This is a genomic window from Klebsiella sp. GL120222-02, from assembly GCF_003097195.1.
In the GTDB taxonomy this organism is placed as follows: domain Bacteria; phylum Pseudomonadota; class Gammaproteobacteria; order Enterobacterales; family Enterobacteriaceae; genus Klebsiella; species Klebsiella variicola.
In genome coordinates, this window is sequence record NZ_QEQO01000002.1 from 340323 (window position 1) to 363955 (window position 23633).

A 23633-nucleotide genomic window follows, 5' to 3' on the forward strand; every position below is an offset into this window, starting at 1 on the left:
AATCCCCGCCCCTGGATTTTTGAAGGTCAATTATGCATTGCGCACTCTACGACGCCGGCCGCTGCCGCTCCTGTCAATGGCTGGAGCGGCCGGTCCCGCAACAGCTCGCCGATAAAATGGCCGATCTGCGCACGCTGCTGGCGGCGATCCCGGTCGCTGCCTGGGGCGAGCCGGTCAGCGGGCCAGAGACGGCCTTTCGTAACAAGGCCAAGATGGTGGTCAGCGGCAGCGTTGAGCGTCCGCTGCTGGGGATGCTGCATCGCGATGGCACCCCGGTGGATCTCACCGACTGCCCGCTCTATCCTTCATCGTTTGCGCCGGTGTTTGCCGTCCTGAAGCCCTTTATCGCCCGCGCCGGGTTAACCCCCTATAACGTCGCGCGCAAGCGCGGGGAGCTGAAATATCTGCTGCTAACCGCCAGCCAGCAGGGGGAGATGATGCTGCGCTTCGTACTGCGCTCAGAGGCCAAGCTGGCTCAGCTGCGCGCCGCGCTGCCGTGGCTGCAGGCGCAGCTCCCGCAGCTCAAGGTGATCACGGCGAATATCCAGCCGGTGCATATGGCAATCATGGAAGGCGAGCAGGAGATCTTCTTCACCGAACAGCAGGCGCTGGGGGAGGTCTTTAACGAGGTGCCGCTGTGGATCCGCCCGCAAAGTTTCTTTCAGACCAACCCGGCGGTAGCCAGTCGGCTGTATGCCACCGCCCGCGACTGGGTGCGCGCGCTGCCGGTCCAGCATATGTGGGATCTGTTTTGCGGCGTCGGGGGATTTGGCCTGCACTGCGCGACGCCGGCGATGCGCCTGACCGGTATCGAGATTGCCCCGGAAGCGATCGCCTGCGCCAGACAGTCAGCCGCGCAGCTGGGGCTCAGCAATCTGCATTTTCAGGCGCTGGACTCGACGCAGTTCGCCACTCATGAAGCGGATATCCCGCAGCTGGTGTTGGTCAACCCGCCGCGCCGCGGCATTGGCGCCGAACTGTGCGACTATTTAAGCCGCATGGCACCGCCCTATATCATCTATTCCAGCTGTAACGCTCGCACCATGGCGACCGATATTGCCCGTCTTCGCGGCTATCGCGTCGAGCGGGTCCAGCTGTTTGATATGTTCCCTCACACCGCGCACTACGAAGTGCTGACCCTGCTGGTCCGCGAAGTTTAAACAAAATGTGAAGGCTTTGCGCCGCTGAAATCAGGTAAGCTTGGCGCTGCATGTTTTGTTATTGGTGGGGGGAATCTAATGGCCAAAACCATTCTGCTGGTGGAAGATGACGAGGATATTGCCACGCTGCTGCGGCTCAATCTTCAGGATGAGGGCTATCAGATTGTGCATGAAGCCGACGGCGACCAGGCCCTTGTCCAGCTGGAAAAGCAGGTCTGGGATGCGGTGATCCTTGATTTGATGCTGCCTGGCGTCGATGGCCTGGAGATCTGCCGGCGTATCCGTCAGATGACCCGTTACCTGCCAGTAATTATCATCAGCGCTCGCACCAGCGAAATGCACCGCGTGCTGGGCCTGGAGATGGGCGCCGATGATTATCTGGCGAAGCCCTTTTCACTGCTGGAGCTTATCGCCCGCGTCAAAGCGCTGTTTCGTCGCCAGGAGGCGATGGGGCAGAACCTGCTGATGGACGCCGGGCGCCTGTCCTGCCATGGCCTGAGCATCGATCCGCTGTCGCGCGAAGTGAAGCTGCGCGGCGAGGTGGTGGACCTGACGCCGCGCGAATTCGATCTGCTCTATTACTTCGCCCGCCATCCCGGTGAGGTGTTTTCGCGGCTGGCGCTGCTGGAGCAGGTCTGGGGATATCAGCACGAGGGCTATGAGCACACGGTTAATACCCATATCAACCGCCTGCGCAGCAAAATCGAACGTGACCCGGCGGAGCCGGACATTATTCTTACCGTCTGGGGTAAAGGCTATAAATTCGCCCCGATGTCGCAAGAGGTCGCCCCGTGATCCGCCGCCTGAGCCTCAGCCAGCGGTTGGCGCTGGTGGTGGTCTCCCTGCTGATGCTGTGCGCGGCGGCGGTATGCGCTGTTCAGTTACACAGCAGCGCGCAGTATGGCAACGCCATGGTGCAGCGCCTCTCCGCCGGGCTGGCTCAGCAGATTGTCGCCCGCGAGCCGCTGCTGGACGCCCACGGCGGGGTCAACCGGCAAACCCTGAAGTCGTTGTTCGACCGCCTGATGACCTTTAACCCCAGCGTGGAGCTCTATCTGCTGTCGCCGGATGGCGACCTGCTGGCCGATGCGGCGCCGCCGGGACATATCCAGCGCCAGCGTATCGATATGGCGCCAGTGCAGGCTTTTCTCACCGGCAGTGCGTCGCCGGTGTATGGCGACGATCCACGTAGTCTCGACGGACGAAAAGTCTTCAGCGCCGCTCCGCTGCGCGTCGACGGGCAGCTGCGCGGCTACCTGTATATCATTTTGCAGGGAGAGACCTTTAATCAGCTGGCGGCCGACGCCTGGCAAAAAACGCTGTGGAGCATTGTTCTGTGGACGCTGCTGCTGGTGGCCCTGTTTGGCCTTCTGACAGGGGGGCTGGCATGGTTCTGGGTCACCCGGCCGGTCCGCCAGCTCACCGCCCAGGTCGCGGCGAGCGGCCAGGACAGCATCAGCGCCATCAAAACCCTGGCGGCCCGCACGCCGGAGCCCCTGCCTGGTAACGAGGTGGCGGTGCTCGAGAATCGCTTTATTGACCTTGCGCAGCAGATCGCCGGCCAGTGGGATCGGCTGGCCGACAGCGACCGCCAGCGCCGCGAATTTGTGGCCAATATCTCCCATGATTTGCGTACGCCGCTCACCTCGCTGCTGGGGTATCTGGAAACGCTGACGCTGAAGGATGAACGGCTGAGTGCCGAGGAGCGCAAGCAATATCTCACCATCGCCCTGCGTCAGGGCAACAAAGTGCGCCATCTCTCGCAGCAGCTGTTTGAGCTGGCGCGACTGGAGCACGGGAGCATTAAGCCGCAGCGTGAGCGTTTTGCGATGGGGGAGCTGATCTCCGATGTCGCGCAGAAGTTTGAATTAACTGCCCGCACGCGCGAGGTGAACCTGCGTATTGATGTGCCGGGACCGCTGCCGCTGATTAACGCCGATGTGTCGATGATTGAGAGGGTGGTGACCAACCTGCTCGATAACGCGATGCGGCATACACCCGTCGGCGGGGAGATCCGTCTGGCGGTCTGGCAGGAGGATCAACAGCTCCAGGTGGAAGTGGCCGACAACGGAACGGGCGTCGATGCCGCGCTGCGCGACGATCTGTTCCAGCGGCCGTCGGCGTTGTCTACCCAGGCATCGCGGGAGGATCGCGGCGGGTTAGGGCTACTGATTGTGAAACGAATGCTGGAGTTGCACGGGGGCGGTATCAGACTGGTGGAGTCGGTAAGCGGGGCGCGGTTCAGGTTCTTCGTGCCACTTTAAGACATTGCCGGATGGCGGATACGCCTTACCCGGCTACGGGGGAAGAGTAGGCCGGGTAAGCGCAGTGCCACCCGGCAAAAAATTTACTCCGGGAACCATTGGTTGCTGATTTTCTGGTAGGTACCGTCGGCCTTAATCGCTTTCAGCGCGGCGTTCAGTTTCTCCAGCAGCGCCTTGTTATCCGGGCGCACGGCAATGCCGAGTCCGGTGCCGAAGTATTGCGGATCCGTCACTTTCGGCGTGGCTGCGCCCAACTGCGGGTTGGTTTTCAGCCACTCGTTGACCACTGCGGTATCGCCGAACACGCCGTCGATACGGCCATTTTTCAGATCGATAATCGCATTCTGGTAGCTGTCATAGGCGACGGTCTTCACCTCAGGATGTTTATCCTGCAGATATTTCTGGTGGGTGGTGCCGTTTTCCATGCCGATCCGTTTGCCTTTCAGGTCATCGAAGGAATGGAACGCGTCTTTTTTGGCGATCACCAGCGCCGAGTTGGCGTAGTACGGGTCGGTGAAGGCGACCTGCTTGCTGCGTTCCGGCGTAATATCCATTCCGGAAATCACCGCATCATATTTCTTGAACTTCAGTGCCGGGATCAGGCTGTCAAAAGCGTGGTTGGTAAAGGTACATTCTGCCTGCATTTGTTTGCACAGCGCTTTGGCCAGGTCGAGATCGAAACCAACAATCTGATTATTGGCATCCATCGATTCAAACGGCGGATAGGTTGCGGACACGCCGAAGCTGATTTTCTCTGCGGCGGCAGCGCCGAAGGTGAACGTGGTGAGCAGTGCAGCCAGAACTAACTTTTTCATCGTGGAACTCCCGTCTGTCAATCTTATGATTATTCGCCGTGTCTGCGGCATAGAGTGACAATGCCATTAAATGAATTTATATGCAATAAATATGATTAAATATTTTTAATGGCATAAAAAAAGACGGACAGGTGTTAGACTTGTCCGTCTTGTTGTCTGCTTTTTATGCAATAAGGCTCCGGCGCTAGTTACGTCGCTCGAAGGCCAGCGCTTTACGTTCCACCAGGCGCATCAGCAGCGTCAGCAGTCCGTTGACGATGAGATAGATAATCCCGGCGGCGCCGAACACCATCACGTCGTAGGTGCGTCCGTACAGCAGCTGGCCGTGGCCCATTACTTCCATCAGGGTGATGGTGTAGGCCAGAGAGGTACTCTTGAAAACCAGCACCACTTCGTTGGAATAGGACGACAGCGCACGCTTAAAGGCATACGGCAGCAGGATCGCCAGGGTATCCTTTTTACTCATCCCCAGCGCGCTGCACGACTGCCATTGCCCGTCGGGGATCGCCCGGATGGCGCCATAAAACAACTGAGTGGTGTAGGCGGCGCTGTTGAGCGACAGGGCGATCAGAGCGCACAGCCACGGTTCAGAGATAAGATGCCACAGCCACGGATAATCCTGCAGCGAAGGAAACTGTCCGGGGCCGTAGTAAATCAGGAAGATCTGCACCAGCAGCGGCGTACCGGTAAACAGGGTGATATAGCCGCGGACTATCCACACCAGCCCCGGCGTCTTCAGCGTCAGGATAATGGTAAAAATTAGCGACAGGATCAGCGCCACGATAATCGACGCCACGGTCAGCGTCAGGCTGGTATGAAGCCCTTTCAGCAGTTCGGGTAAGTAGTCGAGCATCAGCCTGGTCTCCGTTCGAAGCGCGTCGCACGCTGGTCAATCCGCTTAAGGATGTATTGACTCAACAGGGTGATGACGAGATAGATTGCCGCCGCAATGATATACCAGTTAAAGGGTTCCTGAGTGCGGGTGGCGATGCTTTTGGTCTGCAACATCAGATCGTTGACGCTGATCAGGCTCACCAGCGCGGTGTCCTTCAGCAGCACCAGCCACTGGTTACCGAGGCCAGGCAGAGCATGGCGCCACATCTGCGGCATCACCAGACGGAAGAATATGGCCGCTTTCGACAGCCCCAGCGCCTGGCCGGACTCCCACTGGCCCTGCGGAACGGCTTTCAGCGCGCCGCGCAGCGTTTGCGAGGCGTAGGCGGCATACAGCAGCGACAGGGCGATCGCCCCGCAGAGGAACGGACTGACGTCAAAGTTCTCAATCTGCATCTGCACCGGGATCTGCGTGAACCCGAGCGGGATGGTGAAACCGTCAGAGAGCGTCAGCAGCAGCTGGGAAGAGCCGAAATAGATAAACAGCACCACCAGAATTTCCGGTAGTCCGCGCAGGATGGTCACAATGCCGGTTGCAAGCCAGGCTACCGGGCGCCATTTCACTGACTCCAGTACCGCAAAGAGCATCGCCAGGACCAGGCCGATGACGAGCGCGCAAACGGCAAGGCCGACGGTCATCCCGGCGGCGCTTGCTAATGGAAAAATTTCGTTCATTCAGTCTTACTTCTGGAACCATTTGTTATAGATGGTCTGGTAAGTGCCGTCTTTCTTCACTTTTTCCAGCGCAGCGTTAAATTTCTGCTGCAGATCGGTGTTGCCCTGACGCACGGCAATGCCCAGCCCGGTGCCGAAATAGGCTTTGTCGGTCACTTTGTCGCCCACGGCCGCCAGCTTCGGATTGCTCTTCAGCCATTCGGTGACCACGGCGGTATCGCCAAAGACCGCGTCAATACGACCGTTCTGCAGGTCCAGCTTCGCATTCTGGTAGCTGTCGTAAGGAACGGTAGTAATTTCCGGATGTTTATCGGTGATGAATTTCTGGTGGGTGGTGCCATTCTGCACGCCCACTTTTTTGCCCTTCAGCTGGTCAATGCTGGTGAACTTACCCTGCTGACCGACGAACAGCGCCGAGTTGTCATAATACGGGGTAGAGAACAGCACCTGCTTTTCACGCTCCGGCGTGATGTCCATCCCGGCCATGACCGCGTCGAAACGGCGGAATTTCAGTCCCGGGATCAGGCTGTCAAAGGCCTGGTTGGTAAAGGTACAAGTGGCATCGATCTCTTTACACAGCGCGTTCGCCAGATCGACATCGAAACCGACGATCTGGTTGTTGGCGTCCACCAGCTCAAACGGAGGGTAGGAGGCCTCGGTGGCGAAACGAATGGTCTGCGCGGCGGAAGCGGAGAGGCTCATGCCTGCGAGCAGGGCGGCTATCAGTACTTTTTTCATCGTCATTTCCCCGAAGAACATCAATGTGAAAGATAGTTTTTAAACGCGTCAGTTTGCGGATGCGTGAAGCAGGAGGCATCCCCTTGCTCGACGATATGGCCATTTTCCATATACACCACCCGGCTGGCCGTCTTGCGCGCCACTTCAACTTCGTGGGTGACGATAACCTGGGTGATGCCGGTTTCAGCCAGCTCGCGAATGATGCTGACGATCTGAGCCGTGATTTCCGGGTCAAGCGCCGCGGTAGGCTCATCGAACAGCAGGACCTGCGGCTCCATCATCAGCGCGCGGGCGATAGCCACACGCTGCTGCTGGCCGCCGGATAAATGCAGCGGGTAGCGATCGCTGTAAGGCTTCAGACGCAGACGCTCCAGCAGTTTCTCTGCGCGAGCCAGCGCCTGATCCTTGCTTAACCCCAGTACGCGGCAGGGGGCTTCGATCAGGTTCTGCTGTACCGTCAGGTGCGGCCACAGGTTGTATTGCTGGAAGACCATGCCGACGTTCTGACGCAGCTCGCGAATCGCTTTATCGGACGGCGCTTTGGTGAAGTCGAATTGGTTGCCGGCGATGGATAACGAACCGGACCGCGGCATCTCCAGCAGGTTGAGTACGCGCAGCAGCGAGCTCTTCCCGGCACCGCTGGGGCCGAGCAGCACCAGCGTTTCCCCCTGCGGGCAATCCAGCGTGATGTCGAACAGCGCCTGGTGTGCGCCGTAGAAGCAATTAATGCCGTTTAGTTTAATACTCATCTGGGCAGTCTGATACGAATAGCTATTGAGGCCGCAAATACTACCTTTGGCAGAATAGTTATGCAATATTTATGCGTTAAAAGTTAAATCTAAACCACGTTTAGCTTTAAAGTTAGCACAAAATATGGCCTGGTGGGTGAGGGGGGCGCAAATGTCGGCATTCCTGGGGCGAATACCGACATTTTACCGGGGTTATCGTTTCAGCGGGGTGGCTTCAACTCCGGAATCAGCGTTTCTCCAGACTCTGTCGCAGCGTCCCGGCTGGCGCATGGCTGTTGTTGCCGAGATAGCGGACGTCATCGACAGCCCAGCACTGGCCTTCCTGGATCATCAGCACTTCATCTTTCCAGCTCTGGGTGCCCTGTTTTAGTTCGACGCGCAGCGGAATATTGCGCGCATCACGGTTCGGGATGGTGGAGGCGCTGGCGACCACGGCGCTGTCTGCTGGGGTGCTGCTGCTGGAGAACGGGTTAGCCTGCAGCAGTTTGCTGTTGGCCGGATCCTGGCGGGCGTCATTGAGTAACTGCGCCAGCCCGTCGCTCAGATAGGGGCGCAGCGCCGCCGGATCCTGAGTGCGGTTCTGGATCTGAGTGTCATAGAATTTTTGCGCTACGTCGTCAGGGCCGCCTTCGACACAGGGGCCGCTGCGGGTACCATTATCTTTATAGGCCGGGGTGACGGTCGTACAGGCGCTGAGCGCCAGCGCGCAAGGGAGAAGTACAGCAAGAAGTTTGTAGCGCATGATGATTTCCTTATAAGCGAACTACGTTTTCAGTTTCCGTTAAAGCATAGCGTATAGCGTGCGGATTGTACTTGACGCAAAGAGCTAAGACCTTGATGTGACAACGGCCTTAAGGCAGGAAGTCGACAATGCGCATCACCGAATGATATTCAGGCAGGAAAAACCAGGCGCCGTTTAAAAATAAACAGACTTTTTGGGCAAACAAGAAACATTACCCGGACAATAGGATAATGTTTCTTGAGATATAAGATTAATTACTTCTTCTTATAGATGTTAGCGGAGACGTGCAGTTTTTTATCGGTATTACCGGAAGAGAGCACGATAACGTCCGCGCCTTTTTCATCGGCCTTTTTAATCAGCTCTTCACGGGCATCGCTCGGCGCAGTCTGGCCGGTAGAGGAAATGGTGCCGATTTTGGTATATTGCGTATGGACCTTATTAAAGGCTTCTTTCGTTAAAATCTCAGCGGAGAAGGCGTTCGCCGTTAAAAACAATGCTGCACCTGCCACTAAAGCTGCATATTTCATATTTTTAGACTCCATTGTTTATTTTGCTATCATCATGCTCTTGTTTTAACTCACCAATGAGCGATTTCAGATTGTACTAACGCCGCTTTTTTTTCAAGCAAAATACTGCAATTTTATGACGATTAGTTAACGCTTTTTTAAAGAAAAGATGACGAGGTTCTCATTGATAATGCTTGCTTTTTTTTGCGGGATGAACATTGAGGCGACGCAAGACCTTTTTTTACTGTGGTTAGCTGAAAATTAGCTGAGGCGCACGCAGGAGAAGGGACCGGGACGCTGACAGACATTCCCGGTAACATGGTTTATCATATAGAACAGCAGGGGCTGCACCCATGGTCATGCAGGTCACCAGGGAGATAAGATGTTAACAAATAAGCGAGAGCGGGCCCGGCAGCAGCGAGCCGCGTTGTGGGCCACTAAAGATAATGTTCAGCGCCATGCGCTGTCCATGAGTATGCCCTGGCTGGCCTTTGTCAATATCGCTTTTGCGTTAATGATTTTCTTCCGCAATTTTATCTTTACCTATTTTGATAAGAAGTTACTGACGCACCGGGCGGTTATTCCTTATATCGAAGTGGCGCTGATCGCGGTTATTATTATTTCGGCCATTTTAGTGATTATTGCCGTCACGCCGCGGCTGGCGCAGGGGCGATATACGCTGAATATCATCACCGGGCTGCTGCTGGCGCTCAGCCTGTGCTGGTCCCTGAGTAATTACTGTTTTATCTTTTTCTGGACCTTGCCCTTCGCCTGGCCGCTGCTGGTGATTTTAATGACCACCGGCCTCACCGCGCTCTATCACCACTGGCCCGGCATTATCGCCTTTATGCTCCCAATGTGGGTGACCGCCTTGCTGGCAGGGGTGCAGATTCACTATGACGGTGAATTTCGTTTTTTGACCTTATGGGCTATTTTCACCGCGATTTTGCTTTATGGACGGCGTATTCTGCAGCGCTGGTATGATGAAGCCTGGGATACGCATCAGGAAAATATGCAGCTTATCCAGCGGCTGGAAAGTATCGCTAACCGGGATGCCTTAACCGGAACGGCCAATCGCCGGGCACTGAATGCTTTTCTGGCGCAGCTCTGGGAGCAAAAAGCGCCGTTAGCGCTGATCATGATCGATGTCGATTACTTTAAGCGTTATAACGACCATTACGGCCATCAGGCCGGCGATGACTGCTTATCGTCTGTCGCGCAGGTGCTTAAAATGGCGGTGCGGGCTGAGGACGATTTGGTGGCCCGCTACGGCGGCGAGGAGTTTGTCGTGTCGCTGCCGGGGGTTTCCTTAGCGCACGCCACCGTCATTGCCGAGCGCATTCAGCAGAAAATCCACGACGCGGCCTTGCCGCATGAAGCCTCTGCGGTGGCGGCGGTAGTGACCGTCAGCATGGGCGTGGTGGCTTCCGACGGCACGGTCCCGATGGAGACGCTGATCGCCCGGGCGGACAGTGCGTTGTACCAGGCTAAAAATAAAGGACGTAATCAATGGTCTTATTAACCCGGCTCCACTGCCGGGCGAGGGAAAGGGGATGAAACGGATTGCGCAGGTCGCCCTGCTGGCGCTGCTGTTAACCGGCTGTGCCGGGGAAAAGGGAATTATCGATCGCGATGGATACCAGCTGGACACTCGCCATCCGGCGCAGGCGGCCTATCCGCGAATAAAAGTGCTGGTGATCCACTATACGGCAGACAATTTTGATGTTTCTCTGGCGACGTTGACCGATAAAGAGGTCAGCTCCCACTATTTAATCCCCGAGCAGCCGCCGCGTTATCAGCATAAACCGCGGATCTGGCAGCTGGTGCCGGAAGAGGATTTAGCCTGGCACGCCGGGGTGAGCTACTGGCGCGGCAGTACGCGTATCAATGATACGTCCATCGGCATTGAGCTGGAGAACCGCGGCTGGCAGAAGACGGCGGGCGTCAAAAGCTTTACCCCCTTCCATCCGGAACAGATAGCGGCCCTGATCCCGCTGGCGCGCGATATTATCACCCGCTACCACATCGCGCCGCAGAACGTGGTGGCCCATGCCGATATCGCGCCGCAGCGTAAAGACGATCCGGGGCCGCTGTTTCCCTGGCAACAGCTGGCGCAGCAGGGGATTGGCGCCTGGCCTGACGAGCAGCGAGTGGCCTTTTATCTGAACGGACGGCCGGCCAGCGATCCCGTTGACCCAGAGGTGGTGCTGGATTTACTGGCGCGCTACGGCTATCAGGTGACGCCGGAGATGACCCCCGCGCAGAAGAAGCGGGTGATTATCGCCTTCCAGATGCACTTCCGTCCGCAGCGCTGGGATGGCGTAGCGGATGCGCAAACTGAAGCGATAGCCGAGGCGCTGTTAGAAAAATATGGCCAGGGTTAGCGGTGAAGTTTGCCGTGGTCGCGTAGCCAGGCGGCGGTACGCACAATGCCGTCGTCAAGCGTCACCACCGGCTGATAGCCCAGTTCATCCTGCGCGCGGGTGATGTCGAGCGTAAAATCAAAGTTAAGTTTGGAAACGCCGTAGTGGGTAAAGGCGGGCTCTTTGGCTGTTTTATCGCCAAAACGTTCCATGCTGCGGGCAATAATATCCAGCATCGGGTAGGGAACTGAGCGGATTCGGCACTTGATGCCCAGCTCGTCGATCAGTTTCTGCACGATGCTTCGCAAGGTGCGCGGTTCGCCGTTGCTGATATTCCACGCGCGGGCGGAAGGAAGATGATCGCAGGCCGACTGGCTCGCCAGCCACATCGCATGCACGGCGTTTTCATAATAGGTCATGTCGACCAGCGCGCTGCCGCCCCGCGGCAACAGGACGCTGCCATAATGCTGCATCATTTGCGCCAGCCGGGGAATAAAGACTTTATCGTGCGGCCCGAACAAGCTCTGCGGACGCAGAATGGTAAAACGGGTGTGCGGGTTGGCCTGCGCCAGCAGGTTGATCACCTCCTCGCTGGCCGCCTTGCTGTGGGCAAACTCGTTGGCGAAGCGGTGCGGGCGGAAATCTTCCTGGATATCGCGATGGTGGTGATAATCGAAATAGAGCGATGGCGAAGAGATATGGACGAAATTGCGCACCCCCCATGCCACAGACCATTCGCCCAGACGGCGGGTGGCGCGGACGTTAGCGAGATCGAAAGCCTGCTGGGTGCCCCAGGGCGAGGTAAAGCTGGAGCAGTGCCACAGGGTATCGATACCGGCGAGCATCACTTTAGCCTGCGAAGAGACCAGCTCGGTTAAATCGGCCGGGATGAATTCTGCCCCCATTTTGCTCAGAAGCTTACCCATCGCTTCGTTGCGCCCGGTGGCTCTCACGCTGATGCCCTTATTGCGCAGATATTCCACTGCGTTGCGGCCTAATCCGCTGGTCGCACCGGTAACCAGTACCTTCATATCACTCTACTGTCCCAGAAAAGAATTTCGTGCGCATTTTTCCGTGATTCTCCCGACTATGCAATGAGAATCATGAAAGAATAATGCTTATCCTTGGTCTCTGCCTGAGATTTGTTCGGCCAGCCGGGCGATGCGTTGCGCCATACCGCGGAAAATAAACAGGTGCGCCGGGATCATCAGCAGCCAGTAGATCAGTCCGGGCATACCGTGCGGGTGCCACCAGGCGCGCACGTCCAGTTCGCGATGGTCGCCTTTATCGTTTATCGTAAAGCTTAACCGGCCCAGCCCCGGCGCTTTCATACCGAACAGCAGGGTGAGCTGTTTTTCTTCCTCCACGATAATTACCTTCCAGCTGTCGACCGTATCGCCGGTTTGCAGATAGTCGCGCTGCGGCCGTCCTTTGGCTAACCGATGGCCGACCAGCAGGTCCATCGCACCACGGGTTTTCCACAGCAGATTGCCGAAAAAATACCCCTCTTTACCACCGATTTGGTTAACGACCTGCCACAGGGCCTGGCGGCTCGCCTGGGTGGTGACGGTGCAGCCAGCCTGTTTCGGAAAGTAGCCGTACTCCGGTCGCCAGCGGGCGAAAGCCTGGGCGTCGTAGCCCCAGTCGCTGGAGTTTACCAGCTGCTCTTCTTCTTTCAGCGTGCGGCGAACCGCCTGATCGAAGGGGATCAGCGTTTGCGGGATCAGCGCTCGCAGCGCCCGGTCGTTGGCGATCAGATCGTGCTTCAGCCCCTGAATCAGCGCCCTGGCGATGGTAGGCGGCACCGAGGTGATAACGTTAAGAAACCACACTGAGATCCAGCGCGTCGGCAGGGGAATGGGAATGAGCGGGCGATGTTTACCGCTGACGGCCATAAAGTGGATAAACTGCTGCTGATAGCTTAACACCTCCGGACCGGCGGCTTCGAAGACGCGATGCGCGTTGGACGGATGATTCAGCAGCTCAACCAGGTCAACGAGCAGATTTTCCAGGGCGACAGGGGTGGTACGCGAGCGAACCCAGCGCGGGGGAGTGAGCACTGGCAGGTTATAAACCATATCGCGCATCACCTCGAAGGCGGCGGAACCGGCGCCGACGATAATCCCGGCCCGCAGTTCGGTCACCGGCACGCCCGACTCACGCAGGACCTCACCGGTCACCTGGCGGGCGCGCAAATGGTCAGATTGCTCCTGCGCCGGGGCCTGTAGCGAACTGAGAAATATCACCTGGCGCACTGACGACTGACGCAGAGCATCGCGCACATGCGTGGCTACCCGGCGCTCATGGGCGATAAAATCGCCGCCTTCGCCCATGCCGTGGACCAGATAATAAAGGGTATCGATGCCGGCGAGCAGTGCAGGCAGAGCCTGCGGCTGATTAAGATCGACTGACCGGCAGGTGACGCCGGGCAAATCGAGCTTTTGCAGTCGGTCGATGTGGCGTGCCGCCGCCAGCACTGGATAACCCCGCGCGCTTAACTCGCGCACCAAATGCTGGCCAATATAGCCGCTGGCGCCGAGCACCAGAACCGATTGCGACACGCCTGACTCCTTAGCGCTGTAAAAAAGCCTGCCAGTGAGCGACCACCTCGCTCAGCTGCTGACGGTTGACATCCAGGTGAGTGACCAGACGGACAACAGGCGAGGCGTTAATCAACACGCCGCGCGCCTGCATAAACTCGCCGAGCGCCGGGGCCTGCGCTTCGCCAACGCGCACAAACAGCATGTTGGTATCATGGCGGGTGACGTCGGCGCCGATGGCGCGAAGCTGCTCCGCCATCCACGCGGCGTTGTCATGATCCTCCTGCAGGCGCTGTACGTTATTTTTCAGCGCGTACAGCCCGGCAGCGGCCAGTATGCCCGCCTGGCGCATGCCGCCGCCAACCATTTTCCGCCAGCGGATAGCACGGCGAATGTATGCCTCGCTGCCCAGCAATAGCGAGCCTACCGGGGCGCCAAGCCCCTTTGACAGGCAGATGGTGAAGGAGTCGCAGTATTGGGCAATATCACGCAGTTCGCAGCCGTAGGCCACTACGGCGTTAAAGATACGCGCGCCGTCGACGTGCAGCGCCAGGTCGCGCTGGCGGGTAAACGCCCAGGCTTCCTGCAGATAGTCGCGCGGCAGCACCTTACCGTTGTGGGTGTTTTCCAGGCTCAGCAGGCGAGTCGGGGCAAAATGGATATCGTCGGGTTTGATTTTCGCCGCCACTTTATCCAGCGGCAGCGAACCATCCGCCGCGGCGTCAATCGGCTGTGGCTGAATACTGCCGAGTACTGCCGCACCGCCGGCTTCGTACAGATAGTTATGCGCCCCCTGGCCGACGATATACTCTTCGCCGCGCTGGCAGTGGCTGAGCAGGCCAACGAGGTTGGCCTGGGTGCCGGTGGGCAGAAATAGCGCCGCCTCTTTGCCGGCGAGGTCGGCGGCATAGCGCTGCAGTTCATTGACGGTAGGGTCGTCGCCATACACATCGTCCCCGACCGGGGCGGCCATCATGGCCTCCAGCATGGCGCGCCCGGGACGGGTAACGGTATCACTGCGTAAATCGATCACGGCTTTTCCTTGGTCTGGTTCAACGTATTGCTTCTGTTTTACCTGAGCCAGTTGGTTTTCGCCAGTTCGATGACCTCATCGCCGCGCCCGCTGATGATCGCCCGCAGCATATACAGGCTAAAGCCTTTGGCCTGCTCCAGCTTAATCTGCGGCGGGATAGCCAGCTCCTCTTTGGCGACCACGACGTCGACCAGCACCGGACCGTCGGTGCGGAAGGCGGTCTGCAGCGCTTCATCCACCTCGGAGGCTTTTTCAACGCGTATACCTTTGATACCGCAGGCCTCGGCGATGCGGGCGAAGTTGGTATCGTGGAGCTCCGTACCGTCGGTGAGATAGCCCCCGGCCTTCATCTCCATCGCCACGAAGCCCAGCACGCTGTTGTTAAAGATGACAATTTTCACCGGCAGCTTCATCTGCGCCAGCGACAGAAAATCGCCCATCAGCATGCTGAACCCGCCGTCGCCGCACATGGCCACTACCTGCCGTTCCGGAGCGGTGGCCTGGGCGCCGATGGCCTGCGGCATGGCGTTGGCCATTGAGCCGTGGTTGAACGAGCCCAGCAGGCGGCGTTTGCCGTTCATTTTGAGATAGCGTGCCGCCCAGACGGTGGGGGTGCCGACATCGCAGGTGAAAATGGCGTCTTCATCGGCAAAATGACTGATCTGCTGTGCCAGATATTGCGGGTGGATTGCCTTATCGCTGGGTTTTGCCAGATCGTCGAGCCCTTTTCGCGCGTCGCGATAGTGCTCCAGCGCCTTATCGAGGAAGTGGCGATCGGTTTTCTCTTCCAGGAGCGGCAGCAGCGCTTTTAGCGTCGATTTAATATCGCCCACCAGCGCCATATCAACCTTACTGTGGGCGCCGATGCTGCCGGGGTTAATGTCGATCTGAATAATTTTGGCGTCGGTTGGATAGAAGGCGCGATAGGGGAACTGGGTGCCCAGCAGGATCAGGGTATCGGCGTTCATCATGGTGTGGAAGCCAGAGGAGAAGCCAATCAGCCCGGTCATGCCGACATCGTACGGATTGTCGTACTCCACGTGCTCTTTGCCGCGCAGGGCGTGGACGATGGGGGCTTTAATTTTGGCCGCGAACTCCACCAGCTCCTGATGAGCGCCGGCGCAGCCGCTGCCGCACATGAGCGCGATATTGCTGGAGTAGCGAATAAGCTGCGCCAGCTTGCGCAGTTCTTCTTCCGCCGGAGTGACCGTCGGCAACGGCGCATGATACCAGTGGCTGCTGGCGCTCTCCGGGGCAGCCTTCAGCGCCACGTCGCCGGGCAGCACCACTACCGAGACGCCGCGGTTAATCACCGCTTTACGCATGGCGATGGCCAGCACCTGCGGAATCTGTTCCGGGGTGGAGACCAGCTCGCAGTAGTGGCTGCATTCGCGGAACAGCTCCTGGGGATGGGTCTCCTGAAAATAGCCGCTGCCGATTTCGCTGGAGGGGATGTGGGCGGCAATGGCCAGCACCGGCACATGGTTACGATGACAGTCAAACAGACCGTTAATCAGATGCAGGTTGCCCGGCCCGCAGGAGCCGGCGCAGACCGCCAGTTCGCCGGTCAGCTGCGCCTCGGCGCCAGCGGCGAAAGCAGCCACCTCTTCGTGCCGGGTGGGCATCCAGTCGATGGTGCCCATGCGGTTCAGACTATCGCTCAATCCATTGAGGGAATCTCCGGTGACGCCCCAGATACGTTTCACGCCGGCCTGTTCCAGCGTTTTGGCAATGTATGCGGCCACGGTTTGTTTCATGATCTCCATCTCCTTTTTGTGATAACGCCTTCAAGCTTAGATGAAACTGCAGGTTACGTTGCTGATTGTCCCTTATTTTTTGCTGGTTTTATTGCTGAAAAATTGTGCATACTCTGGGACCTCACAGGATGTAAAACAGGAAGCACATCAGATGGTTAAGGGAATGTTAAACGTAGTAAATAAAACGCTGTCGCATGACGACGCCGGTAAACTCTTGTTACGACTCGCCGTCGGCGGGTTAATGCTGTTTCACGGTCTGCACAAGCTGCTGGACGGCGTGGGCGGGATCAGCGGCATGCTGGTGGCGAAGGGGTTGCCGGGGTTTATAGCCTACGGTGTGCTGGTGGGGGAAGTGGTCGCTCCCTGCTTGTTAATTCTCGGCGTCCTGACCCGCCCGGCGGCGCTGGTGCTGGCGTTCACCATGGTGGTGGCGTGGCTGATGGTCGGTCTCGGCAAGACGTTTGCGCTTGATGCAGTGGGGGCGTGGGCCATTGAGAACCTGGTCTATTTCTTTGTTGGCGCGCTGGCGATTGCGCTACTCGGCGCAGGGCGTTATTCGCTGGCCGGCCAGTCGGCCTGGCGGTAAAAATGCCTCATTTGTCCTGGGGCGTAAAGTCGATACTGTTGCCGGTTTGCAACTTTTTCAGTCTGAGAAAATGTTTATCTCATGTCGCCTGAGCGTTTATTGTCGCCCGGGATTTTCCCGGAGTCGGCGCATTGCGCCTTCTCCGGGCTACCCAATCGCACAGCGCTGTAGCCCCGGTAAGCGGTAGCGCCACCGGGGATTTTGACCTCAGGCGAGAACCAGATCGCTCTGCGGATGGCAGGAGCAGGCCAGCACATAGCCGTCGGCGATTTCGGCGTCGGTTAACGTCATGGTGCTGGTGACGCTGTACTTCCCGGAAACCACTTTTGTTTTACAGCAGCCGCAGACGCCGGCGCGGCAGGCGACGGTCACCGGCACTTTATTGCTCTCTAGCGCATCAAGCAGTGTGGTGCCCACCGGCGCGTAAAACTCGCGCGCCGGCTGCAGTTTGGTAAATTTCAGTCCACTGGTCGCGGCTTCCGCCACCGGGGTGAAGAACTTCTCCTTAAAGAAGCGGGTGACGCCCAGGGCGGCAACATCCTGCTCGACCTTCTCCATATAAGGCGCCGGGCCGCAGGTCATCACGGTGCGGCTGGCTAAATCCGGCACGCTCTGCAGCAGCTCCCGGGTCAGACGGCCGGCGACAAAGCCATGAGTGGCATGGTGCTCTGCCACCAGGGTGACCGGATACTGGCGCCACTCCTCGGCAAAGATCACATCCTCCGGCGAACGCACGCTATAGATCACCTGCACGTCGGCCTGCGGTCGATACTTCGCCAGCCAGCGACGCATCGACATTATCGGCGTTACGCCGCAGCCGGCGGCCAGCAGCAGGAATTTATCTTCCGCTTTATCGTCGCAGGTAAACTCGCCCATCGCATCGGACAGCCAAAGGTAATCGCCGCGTTTGACCTCGCGGGTCAACCACTGCGAACCCGCGCCCTCGTCAATACGGCGAACGGTCAGCGTAATGTACTCGCTGACCCCCGGCGTGGAGGAAAGGGTATAGGCGCGCAGCGTTTCCGCCGAGTGACGCACGCTGACCAGGGCATACTGGCCGGCGCGGTACGGATAGTAATCGTGGCACAGCAGCGAAAGGGTCCACACGTCCGGGGTTTCCTGGTGAATGTGGTGAACCTGCATCCGCCACGGGCACTGGGAGGTTGGCATGGTCATCAGGGACTCCTTAAGCGCTCAGCAGCTGCTGCATATCTTGTTCCACGGTGGTCACGGACCGCAGACCAAACTTCTCATTGAGGACCGCCAGCAGATCCGGGGTGAAGAAGCCAGGCGCCGTCGGGCCGGTGACGATGTTTTTCACCCCCAGCGACAGCAGCGTCAGCAGAATGACGATCGCTTTCTGTTCGAACCAGGAGAGCACCAGCGACAGCGGTAGGTCGTTAACACCGCAGCCCAGTTTTTCCGCCAGCGTAACCGCGAGAATAATTGCCGAGTAGGCATCGTTGCACTGCCCGGCGTCGACCAGACGCGGCAGACCTTCGATATCGCCGAAGTCCAGCTTGTTGAAGCGGTATTTACCGCAGGCCAGGGTCAGGATCAGACAGTCATCCGGCACGCTGGTGGCGAAATCGGTGAAGTAGTTACGCTCCCCGCGGGCGCCGTCGCAGCCGCCGACGAGGAAGATATGGCGCAGTTTTTCACGGCTGACCAGATCGATCAGCGTATCCGCCGCGCCAAGCAGGGTCTGACGGCCAAAGCCGACGGTGATCAGATGCGGGATTTCGCTGTACGGGAAGCCCGCCATCTGCTGCGCCTGGGTGATAACCGGGGCGAAGTCTTCACCTTCCAGATGGTTCACGCCCGGCCAGCCGACGATGCTGCGGGTCCAGATGCGGTCGTCGTAGGCGCCGACGGTGGGGTCGATGATGCAGTTCGAGGTCATCACGATAGGGCCCGGGAAGCGGGCGAATTCCACTTGCTGGTTTTGCCAGCCGCTGCCGTAGTTGCCGATCAGATGTTTGAATTTACGCAGCTCCGGATAGCCGTGCGCCGGCAGCATTTCGCCGTGGGTATAGACGTTAACGCCGGTGCCTTCCGTCTGCTCAAGCAGGTTATACAGATCTTTCAGATCATGGCCGGAGATCAGGATGCACTTCCCTTCGGTGGCTTTAACGTTCACCTGAGTCGGCGTCGGGTGGCCATATTTAGTGGTTTCACCAGCGTCAAGGATGCTCATCACCTGGAAGTTCATCTGGCCGATTTCCATCGAACATTCCAGCAGCGCGTTCATATCCGCCGGCCAGGTTCCCAGCCATGCCATGATTTTATGGTACTGGGCATAAATCGCGTTGTCGTACTGGCCGAGTACGTGGGCGTGCTCCATATAGGCCGCCGCGCCTTTCAGGCCGTACAGGCACAGCAGACGCAGACCGAGAATATTCTCGCCGATGGCGGCTTTATCTTTATTTGGGGCATAGTCTGCCGCCTGACGCTGCAGGTCACCCAGATCGTCGCTGACCAAGTGTAAATCGGCTACCGGGTTATCAACCGCGGCGCTGGCGTCGAGGTTCTGGCACTGCGCTTTCAGCGCTTCACGCAGGGCAATCGCCTGGCGGGCGTAGCCGACGATACGCGGAGAATCGAAGTTGACGTTGGTCAGGGTGGAGAAGAAGGCGCGGGGGGCAAAGCTGTCGACCTCATGATCGATAATGCCATATTCGCGGGCCTTGAGCGCCCAGGCGGACAGGCCTTGCAGTGATGCAATCAGCAGATCCTGCAGATCGGAGGTTTCCGCTGTTTTACCGCACATCCCCTGCGCGTAAGAGCAGCCGTTGCCGGCTGGGGTACGAATGGTTTGTTCACATTGCACACAAAACATGGTCACACCTTTAAAGTTATATTTAATATACATGTTTAAGGTTATGCCGCATGGCACAAGGTGAAAAGGCATTTCTGATACAACTTAAAGGGAGATTGATTTAGCGCAAATTTGGCGGCAGTAAGTCTGCCGCCAGCGGGTATTCAGGCGGTAAAAAAGGCGATCAGGATCGGGACCAGCAGGCTAAGCAGAAAACCGTGCACGATAGCGGCAGGAACAATCTCGACGCCGCCGGAACGCTGGAGTACCGGTAAGGTGAAGTCCATCGAAGTGGCGCCGCACAGCCCCAGCGCTGTGGAGCGGCTGCGGCGAACAAGGCCCGGAATTAACATGATAGCCAGCAGCTCGCGACACAGATCGTTAAAGAACGCCGCACTGCCGATCACCGGGCCAAAGGATTCAGTGAGTAAAATACCGGAGAGCGAATACCAGCCGAAACCGCTCGCCATCGCCAGACCGGTCTTTAACGGCAGACCGAGAATAAAGGCGTTAAGTATCCCGCCAAGTAATGAACTGGCCATAACCACCATGGCGACGATCATTCCCCGACGGTTAAGGACTATTTGTCGCAGACTCATTCCATTATTGCGTAATTGAATACCGACGAGGAACAGGAGAAAGATCAGCGTATATTCGCTGGCTTCGGTCGCGTGCTGTAAAAAAGACAGGCCGGTCAGGCCGAGCAGAAAACCGAGCACCACCACGCCGCACAGCTGCAGCGATTCCAGGGCCATGGCCAGGCGCGAAGGTAATTTCTCCTGCCGATGCTGACTGCGCCATGGCATTTTACTTTCCAGCCACAACAGGGCGGCAATATTACACAGTAAAATGATGACCACGCTCACTGCAGCGTAATGCAATATGGCCAGCAGGTTGATGGCCAGATTGTCGAGGAATGCCAGGCTGATCCCCATAAAAAAAAGGATGACATAGACAATCCAGCTGAGCATCCGGTTAATCAGTTTTAGCGCGGAGGGTTGACGAAGTGGCACCAGATAGCCGACAACCAGCGGCAACAGAATGATGAAGAGTCCCGATAACATGAACGATGCAGCCCTTGCATAATGAGAATAGCGCCCATGACACTACCCAAATCACCGGGCCGAGTAAAGCTGCCACCAGAAAGAAAAAGCCCGGAAACCCGGGCTTTACAAAGGATTAATCGCGTTTTTCCAGCAGGGTGCGATACAGCACGCCGCCGAGGATCCCGCCGACGATCGGCATGACCCAGAACAGCCACAGCTGCTGCAGAGCCCAGCCGCCCTGGAAAATCGCTACCGCGGTGCTGCGCGCCGGGTTGACCGAGGTGTTGGTAACCGGAATGCTGATCAAATGGATGAGGGTCAGCGCCAGGCCGATAGCGATCGGCGCAAAGCCCGCCGGTGCGTGTTTATCGGTCGCGCCATGGATAACCAGCAGGAAGCCACAGGTCAGGACAATTTCAATGACGATAGCCGACAGCATGGAGAAGCCGCCCGGGGAGTGTTCGCCATAGCCATTGGAGGCAAATCCGCTGGCGGCGGCATCAAAGCCGGCTTTACCGCTGGCCACCACGTACAGCACCGCCGCGGCAATAATGCCGCCGACCACCTGAGCGATAATATAGCCAATGACTTCTTTCGCCGGGAAACGGCCGCCGGCCCACAGGCCCAAGGTCACCGCCGGGTTGAAATGCCCCCCGGAAATATGGCCGACCGCAAATGCCATGGTTAATACCGTTAAGCCAAATGCCAGCGCGACGCCGGCAAAACCAATACCGAGCTCAGGGAAGGCTGCGGCAAGCACGGCGCTACCGCAGCCACCAAATACAAGCCAGAAAGTGCCGAAGCATTCTGCTGCTAATTTTCTGAACATAACCACCTCAATTAAAATGTATACGCGCACGAGCGGACCGTGCCGGTCTTTATTTATCGTGATAAGGGATGACGATAAAAATAAAGCGGCGTTATTCTAGAGATAATCGCCATCCCAGAGCCAGTTAAATATATTGATATTATTTGATTTAGGGCAAGGTGAAGGGATTCCGTTTGCCAGTGTAGTCTTTCCTTATATCCGTGGAAGATTATCAATAGTGTAGATCATAACGCCTGAAATAAAACTATTTTGTTTGATGAATAATCAACAGCCGGTAATAGGCGATAAGTGAGTAATTTTATGAATATATTTAATCTGCTGAATATGATGCGCCGATGCGATTAAGCAGAGTGTCATCTTGCCGCTGCCCTCGCTATACTGTTGATTACTGAAGGAGAGTGGTGGTTTAGCGGAGGGGATATGCTTCTTGAGCGCGTAGAAATCGTCGGTTTTCGCGGTATCAATCGTTTGTCGTTGATGCTGGAGCAAAATAACGTCCTGATCGGGGAGAACGCGTGGGGGAAGTCCAGTCTGCTTGATGCGCTGACCCTGCTTTTGTCCCCTGAGTTCGATCTTTATCACTTTGTACGCGATGACTTCTGGTTTCCCCCGGGCGACATCCAGGGGCGCGAGCACCATTTGCATATTATCCTGACCTTCCGCGAAACCGAACCGGGCCGCCATCGGGTCCGGCGTTTTCGTCCGCTTCAGCGCTGCTGGGTACCTTGTGACGATGGTTATCATCGGGTGTTCTACCGTCTGGAAGGCGAGCTCGCCGATGACGACAGCGTGATGACCCTGCGGAGCTTTATCGATGGCGAAGGCGAAGCGCTGGCGGTTGAGGATATTGATGATCTGGCCAGACACCTGGTGCGTCTGATGCCGGTGCTGCGCCTGCGCGACGCGCGCTTTATGCGGCGTATCCATAACGGGACGGTACCGCATTCGCCGCAGATAGAGATCACCGCCCGCCAGCTCGATTTTCTCTCCCGGGAGCTGGTCAGCCATCCGCAAAATTTATCGGACGGTCAGATCCGCGAGGGGTTGTCGGCCATGGTGCAGCTGCTGGAGCATTACTTTGCCGAGCAAAGCAGCGCCCAGACGCGGCATCGTCTGATGCGGCGGCGCTCCCATGATGAGCAGCGCAGCTGGCGCTATCTGGATATTATCAACCGGATGATCGATAAACCCGGCGGGCGCAGCCATCGGGTGATTCTGCTGGGGCTGTTTTCCACCCTCCTGCAGGCAAAAGGGACGGTGCGCCTCGATCGCGACGCGCGGCCGCTGTTGCTGATTGAAGATCCGGAGACGCGTTTGCATCCGATTATGCTCTCTGTCGCCTGGCACCTGCTGAATTTATTGCCGCTGCAGCGCGTGACCACCACCAACTCCGGGGAGCTGTTGTCCCTGACGCCGGTGGAGCAGGTCTGTCGACTGGTTCGTGAGTCGTCGAGGGTGTCGGCATGGCGGCTGGGACCCGGCGGAATGAATGCCGAAGACAGCCGGCGTATCGCCTTCCATATTCGCTTCAATCGCGCCTCATCGCTCTTCGCCCGCTGTTGGCTGCTGGTGGAAGGGGAGACGGAGACCTGGGTTATCAACGAACTGGCCCGCCAGTGTGGCCATCATTTTGATGCCGAGGGCGTGAAGGTGATCGAGTTCGCCCAGTCAGGCCTTAAACCACTGATCAAATTTGCCCGCCGGATGGGGATCCAGTGGCACGTGCTGGTGGATGGCGATGAGGCGGGGAAAAAATATGCCGCCACCGTGCTCGGCCTGCTGAATAACGATCGCGAGCTGGAGCGTGACCATTTGACGAGCCTGCCCGCGATGGATATGGAGCACTTTATGTATCGCCAGGGATTTGATGACGTTTATCACCGGGTGGCGCAGATCCCGGATAATGTCCCTATGAATATGCGGCGGGTGATCACCAAGGCCATCCATCGTTCATCCAAGCCCGACCTGGCGATTGAGGTGGCGATGGAGGCCGGCCGACGCGGGGTGGACGCGGTGCCGACGCTGTTAAAGAAAATGTTCTCGCGGGTACTGTGGCTGGCTCGTGGTCGTGCAGATTAACCTGCGCCGTAGGGCTGGCGCAAAGCTCTCCGGTAGCTA

General features: G+C 57.7%; 22 protein-coding genes. 7 read left to right on the plus strand and 15 right to left on the minus strand.

The genetic code is table 11. From position 1 onward, the window contains the following. The first annotated feature begins 32 nt into the window (after positions 1-32). The 3 genes from rlmC (at position 33) to N438_RS06950 (ending at position 3424) form a co-directional block, all read left to right on the plus strand. Positions 33-1160: a 23S rRNA (uracil(747)-C(5))-methyltransferase RlmC gene (gene rlmC, locus N438_RS06940; RefSeq protein WP_016160549.1), complete on the plus strand. Its 1128-nt coding sequence runs from the start codon at positions 33-35 to the stop codon at positions 1158-1160. Between the two features lie 78 nt (positions 1161-1238). Next, entirely contained in the window at positions 1239-1955 is a 717-nt protein-coding gene (locus tag N438_RS06945) for a response regulator transcription factor (RefSeq protein WP_012542345.1), read from the plus strand. Further along, complete coding sequence (locus N438_RS06950) at positions 1952-3424, plus strand: ATP-binding protein (protein ID WP_023339837.1); 1473 nt, start codon at positions 1952-1954, stop codon at positions 3422-3424. The genes N438_RS06945 and N438_RS06950 overlap by 4 nt, the downstream gene beginning before the upstream one ends. 83 nt (positions 3425-3507) lie before the next feature. Here N438_RS06950 and artJ read toward each other — a convergent pair whose 3' ends face one another. The 7 genes from artJ to yahO all read right to left on the minus strand — a co-directional run bounded on the left by artJ (position 3508) and on the right by yahO (position 8564). Then, the gene (artJ, locus tag N438_RS06955) at positions 3508-4239 is read right to left on the minus strand and encodes an arginine ABC transporter substrate-binding protein ArtJ (RefSeq protein WP_008805821.1); all 732 of its coding nucleotides are present in this window, start codon (positions 4237-4239) and stop codon (positions 3508-3510) included. A gap of 184 nt (positions 4240-4423) precedes the next feature. Further along, the gene (gene artM, locus N438_RS06960; protein ID WP_008805822.1) at positions 4424-5092 is read right to left on the minus strand and encodes an arginine ABC transporter permease ArtM; all 669 of its coding nucleotides are present in this window, start codon (positions 5090-5092) and stop codon (positions 4424-4426) included. Beyond that, the gene (gene artQ / locus N438_RS06965; RefSeq protein WP_002896386.1) at positions 5092-5808 is read right to left on the minus strand and encodes an arginine ABC transporter permease ArtQ; all 717 of its coding nucleotides are present in this window, start codon (positions 5806-5808) and stop codon (positions 5092-5094) included. Before artQ ends, artM begins: the two co-directional genes overlap by 1 nt. 6 nt (positions 5809-5814) lie before the next feature. After that, positions 5815-6546, minus strand: coding sequence for an arginine ABC transporter substrate-binding protein ArtI (artI, locus tag N438_RS06970; RefSeq protein WP_002896390.1), 732 nt, complete (start codon positions 6544-6546; stop codon positions 5815-5817). A gap of 20 nt (positions 6547-6566) precedes the next feature. Continuing rightward, positions 6567-7295 carry an arginine ABC transporter ATP-binding protein ArtP gene (gene artP, locus N438_RS06975; RefSeq protein ID WP_012968630.1) on the minus strand — a complete coding sequence of 243 codons (729 nt, stop codon included), beginning with the start codon at positions 7293-7295 and terminating at the stop codon, positions 6567-6569. 226 nt (positions 7296-7521) lie between these two features. Continuing rightward, positions 7522-8037, minus strand: coding sequence for a lipoprotein (locus N438_RS06980; RefSeq protein WP_012968629.1), 516 nt, complete (start codon positions 8035-8037; stop codon positions 7522-7524). 254 nt (positions 8038-8291) lie between these two features. Continuing rightward, positions 8292-8564, minus strand: coding sequence for a DUF1471 family periplasmic protein YahO (gene yahO / locus N438_RS06985; protein ID WP_008805825.1), 273 nt, complete (start codon positions 8562-8564; stop codon positions 8292-8294). 361 nt (positions 8565-8925) lie between these two features. Between yahO and N438_RS06990 the strand changes: the two genes are divergently transcribed. Together N438_RS06990 and N438_RS06995 are read left to right on the plus strand one after the other, a co-directional pair. Continuing rightward, a complete protein-coding gene (locus N438_RS06990) occupies positions 8926-10065 on the plus strand; it encodes a GGDEF domain-containing protein (protein WP_012968628.1) in 1140 nt (379 codons plus the stop codon). Between the two features lie 31 nt (positions 10066-10096). Beyond that, positions 10097-10927 carry an N-acetylmuramoyl-L-alanine amidase gene (locus N438_RS06995; protein WP_008805827.1) on the plus strand — a complete coding sequence of 277 codons (831 nt, stop codon included), beginning with the start codon at positions 10097-10099 and terminating at the stop codon, positions 10925-10927. Here the strand turns inward: N438_RS06995 and N438_RS07000 are convergent. From N438_RS07000 to poxB, 4 genes are all read right to left on the minus strand, one after another. After that, on the minus strand, positions 10924-11937 hold the full coding sequence (locus N438_RS07000; RefSeq protein ID WP_060619924.1) for an NAD(P)-dependent oxidoreductase: 1014 nt from the start codon (positions 11935-11937) through the stop codon (positions 10924-10926). The two genes, N438_RS06995 and N438_RS07000, sit on opposite strands and share 4 nt — an antisense overlap. Before the next feature lie 87 nt (positions 11938-12024). Then, complete coding sequence (locus tag N438_RS07005) at positions 12025-13467, minus strand: SDR family oxidoreductase (protein WP_043875572.1); 1443 nt, start codon at positions 13465-13467, stop codon at positions 12025-12027. 10 nt (positions 13468-13477) lie between these two features. Continuing rightward, positions 13478-14479 (minus strand): low-specificity L-threonine aldolase, encoded by a 1002-nt coding sequence (ltaE, locus tag N438_RS07010; RefSeq protein ID WP_012542339.1) that lies wholly within the window; start codon positions 14477-14479, stop codon positions 13478-13480. 38 nt (positions 14480-14517) lie between these two features. Next, complete coding sequence (gene poxB / locus N438_RS07015) at positions 14518-16236, minus strand: ubiquinone-dependent pyruvate dehydrogenase (RefSeq protein WP_008805831.1); 1719 nt, start codon at positions 16234-16236, stop codon at positions 14518-14520. 151 nt (positions 16237-16387) lie between these two features. Between poxB and N438_RS07020 the strand changes: the two genes are divergently transcribed. Next, positions 16388-16822 (plus strand): DoxX family protein, encoded by a 435-nt coding sequence (locus tag N438_RS07020; RefSeq protein ID WP_008805832.1) that lies wholly within the window; start codon positions 16388-16390, stop codon positions 16820-16822. A gap of 207 nt (positions 16823-17029) precedes the next feature. On the opposite strand, the gene hcr is transcribed toward N438_RS07020, so the two are convergent. The 4 genes from hcr to aqpZ all read right to left on the minus strand — a co-directional run bounded on the left by hcr (position 17030) and on the right by aqpZ (position 21515). After that, positions 17030-17998 (minus strand): NADH oxidoreductase, encoded by a 969-nt coding sequence (gene hcr / locus N438_RS07030; RefSeq protein ID WP_032739415.1) that lies wholly within the window; start codon positions 17996-17998, stop codon positions 17030-17032. A 10-nt stretch (positions 17999-18008) separates the two neighbouring features. Beyond that, the gene (gene hcp / locus N438_RS07035) at positions 18009-19661 is read right to left on the minus strand and encodes a hydroxylamine reductase (RefSeq protein WP_012542336.1); all 1653 of its coding nucleotides are present in this window, start codon (positions 19659-19661) and stop codon (positions 18009-18011) included. A 143-nt stretch (positions 19662-19804) separates the two neighbouring features. After that, on the minus strand, positions 19805-20704 hold the full coding sequence (locus N438_RS07040) for a lysine exporter LysO family protein (protein WP_064180408.1): 900 nt from the start codon (positions 20702-20704) through the stop codon (positions 19805-19807). A gap of 115 nt (positions 20705-20819) precedes the next feature. Continuing rightward, a complete protein-coding gene (gene aqpZ / locus N438_RS07045; protein ID WP_002896434.1) occupies positions 20820-21515 on the minus strand; it encodes an aquaporin Z in 696 nt (231 codons plus the stop codon). Between the two features lie 420 nt (positions 21516-21935). Between aqpZ and N438_RS07050 the strand changes: the two genes are divergently transcribed. Further along, positions 21936-23594 carry an ATP-dependent endonuclease gene (locus N438_RS07050; protein WP_008805837.1) on the plus strand — a complete coding sequence of 553 codons (1659 nt, stop codon included), beginning with the start codon at positions 21936-21938 and terminating at the stop codon, positions 23592-23594. Positions 23595-23633: the final 39 nt, after the last annotated feature.

What these genes read in the sequence shown, in the direction of transcription:
- artP (WP_012968630.1), bottom strand. Translation starts at nt 7,295, where the DNA reads ATGAGTATTAAACTAAACGGCATTAATTGCTTCTACGGCGCACACCAG.
- N438_RS07040 (WP_064180408.1), bottom strand. Translation starts at nt 20,704, where the DNA reads ATGTTATCGGGACTCTTCATCATTCTGTTGCCGCTGGTTGTCGGCTAT.
- N438_RS07020 (WP_008805832.1), top strand. Translation starts at nt 16,388, where the DNA reads ATGGTTAAGGGAATGTTAAACGTAGTAAATAAAACGCTGTCGCATGAC.
- artQ (WP_002896386.1), bottom strand. Translation starts at nt 5,808, where the DNA reads ATGAACGAAATTTTTCCATTAGCAAGCGCCGCCGGGATGACCGTCGGC.
- rlmC (WP_016160549.1), top strand. Translation starts at nt 33, where the DNA reads ATGCATTGCGCACTCTACGACGCCGGCCGCTGCCGCTCCTGTCAATGG.
- aqpZ (WP_002896434.1), bottom strand. Translation starts at nt 21,515, where the DNA reads ATGTTCAGAAAATTAGCAGCAGAATGCTTCGGCACTTTCTGGCTTGTA.
- hcr (WP_032739415.1), bottom strand. Translation starts at nt 17,998, where the DNA reads ATGACCATGCCAACCTCCCAGTGCCCGTGGCGGATGCAGGTTCACCAC.
- poxB (WP_008805831.1), bottom strand. Translation starts at nt 16,236, where the DNA reads ATGAAACAAACCGTGGCCGCATACATTGCCAAAACGCTGGAACAGGCC.
- N438_RS07000 (WP_060619924.1), bottom strand. Translation starts at nt 11,937, where the DNA reads ATGAAGGTACTGGTTACCGGTGCGACCAGCGGATTAGGCCGCAACGCA.
- artI (WP_002896390.1), bottom strand. Translation starts at nt 6,546, where the DNA reads ATGAAAAAAGTACTGATAGCCGCCCTGCTCGCAGGCATGAGCCTCTCC.
- N438_RS06995 (WP_008805827.1), top strand. Translation starts at nt 10,097, where the DNA reads ATGAAACGGATTGCGCAGGTCGCCCTGCTGGCGCTGCTGTTAACCGGC.
- artM (WP_008805822.1), bottom strand. Translation starts at nt 5,092, where the DNA reads ATGCTCGACTACTTACCCGAACTGCTGAAAGGGCTTCATACCAGCCTG.
- hcp (WP_012542336.1), bottom strand. Translation starts at nt 19,661, where the DNA reads ATGTTTTGTGTGCAATGTGAACAAACCATTCGTACCCCAGCCGGCAAC.
- N438_RS06980 (WP_012968629.1), bottom strand. Translation starts at nt 8,037, where the DNA reads ATGCGCTACAAACTTCTTGCTGTACTTCTCCCTTGCGCGCTGGCGCTC.
- N438_RS06990 (WP_012968628.1), top strand. Translation starts at nt 8,926, where the DNA reads ATGTTAACAAATAAGCGAGAGCGGGCCCGGCAGCAGCGAGCCGCGTTG.
- N438_RS06945 (WP_012542345.1), top strand. Translation starts at nt 1,239, where the DNA reads ATGGCCAAAACCATTCTGCTGGTGGAAGATGACGAGGATATTGCCACG.
- N438_RS07050 (WP_008805837.1), top strand. Translation starts at nt 21,936, where the DNA reads ATGCTTCTTGAGCGCGTAGAAATCGTCGGTTTTCGCGGTATCAATCGT.
- artJ (WP_008805821.1), bottom strand. Translation starts at nt 4,239, where the DNA reads ATGAAAAAGTTAGTTCTGGCTGCACTGCTCACCACGTTCACCTTCGGC.
- yahO (WP_008805825.1), bottom strand. Translation starts at nt 8,564, where the DNA reads ATGAAATATGCAGCTTTAGTGGCAGGTGCAGCATTGTTTTTAACGGCG.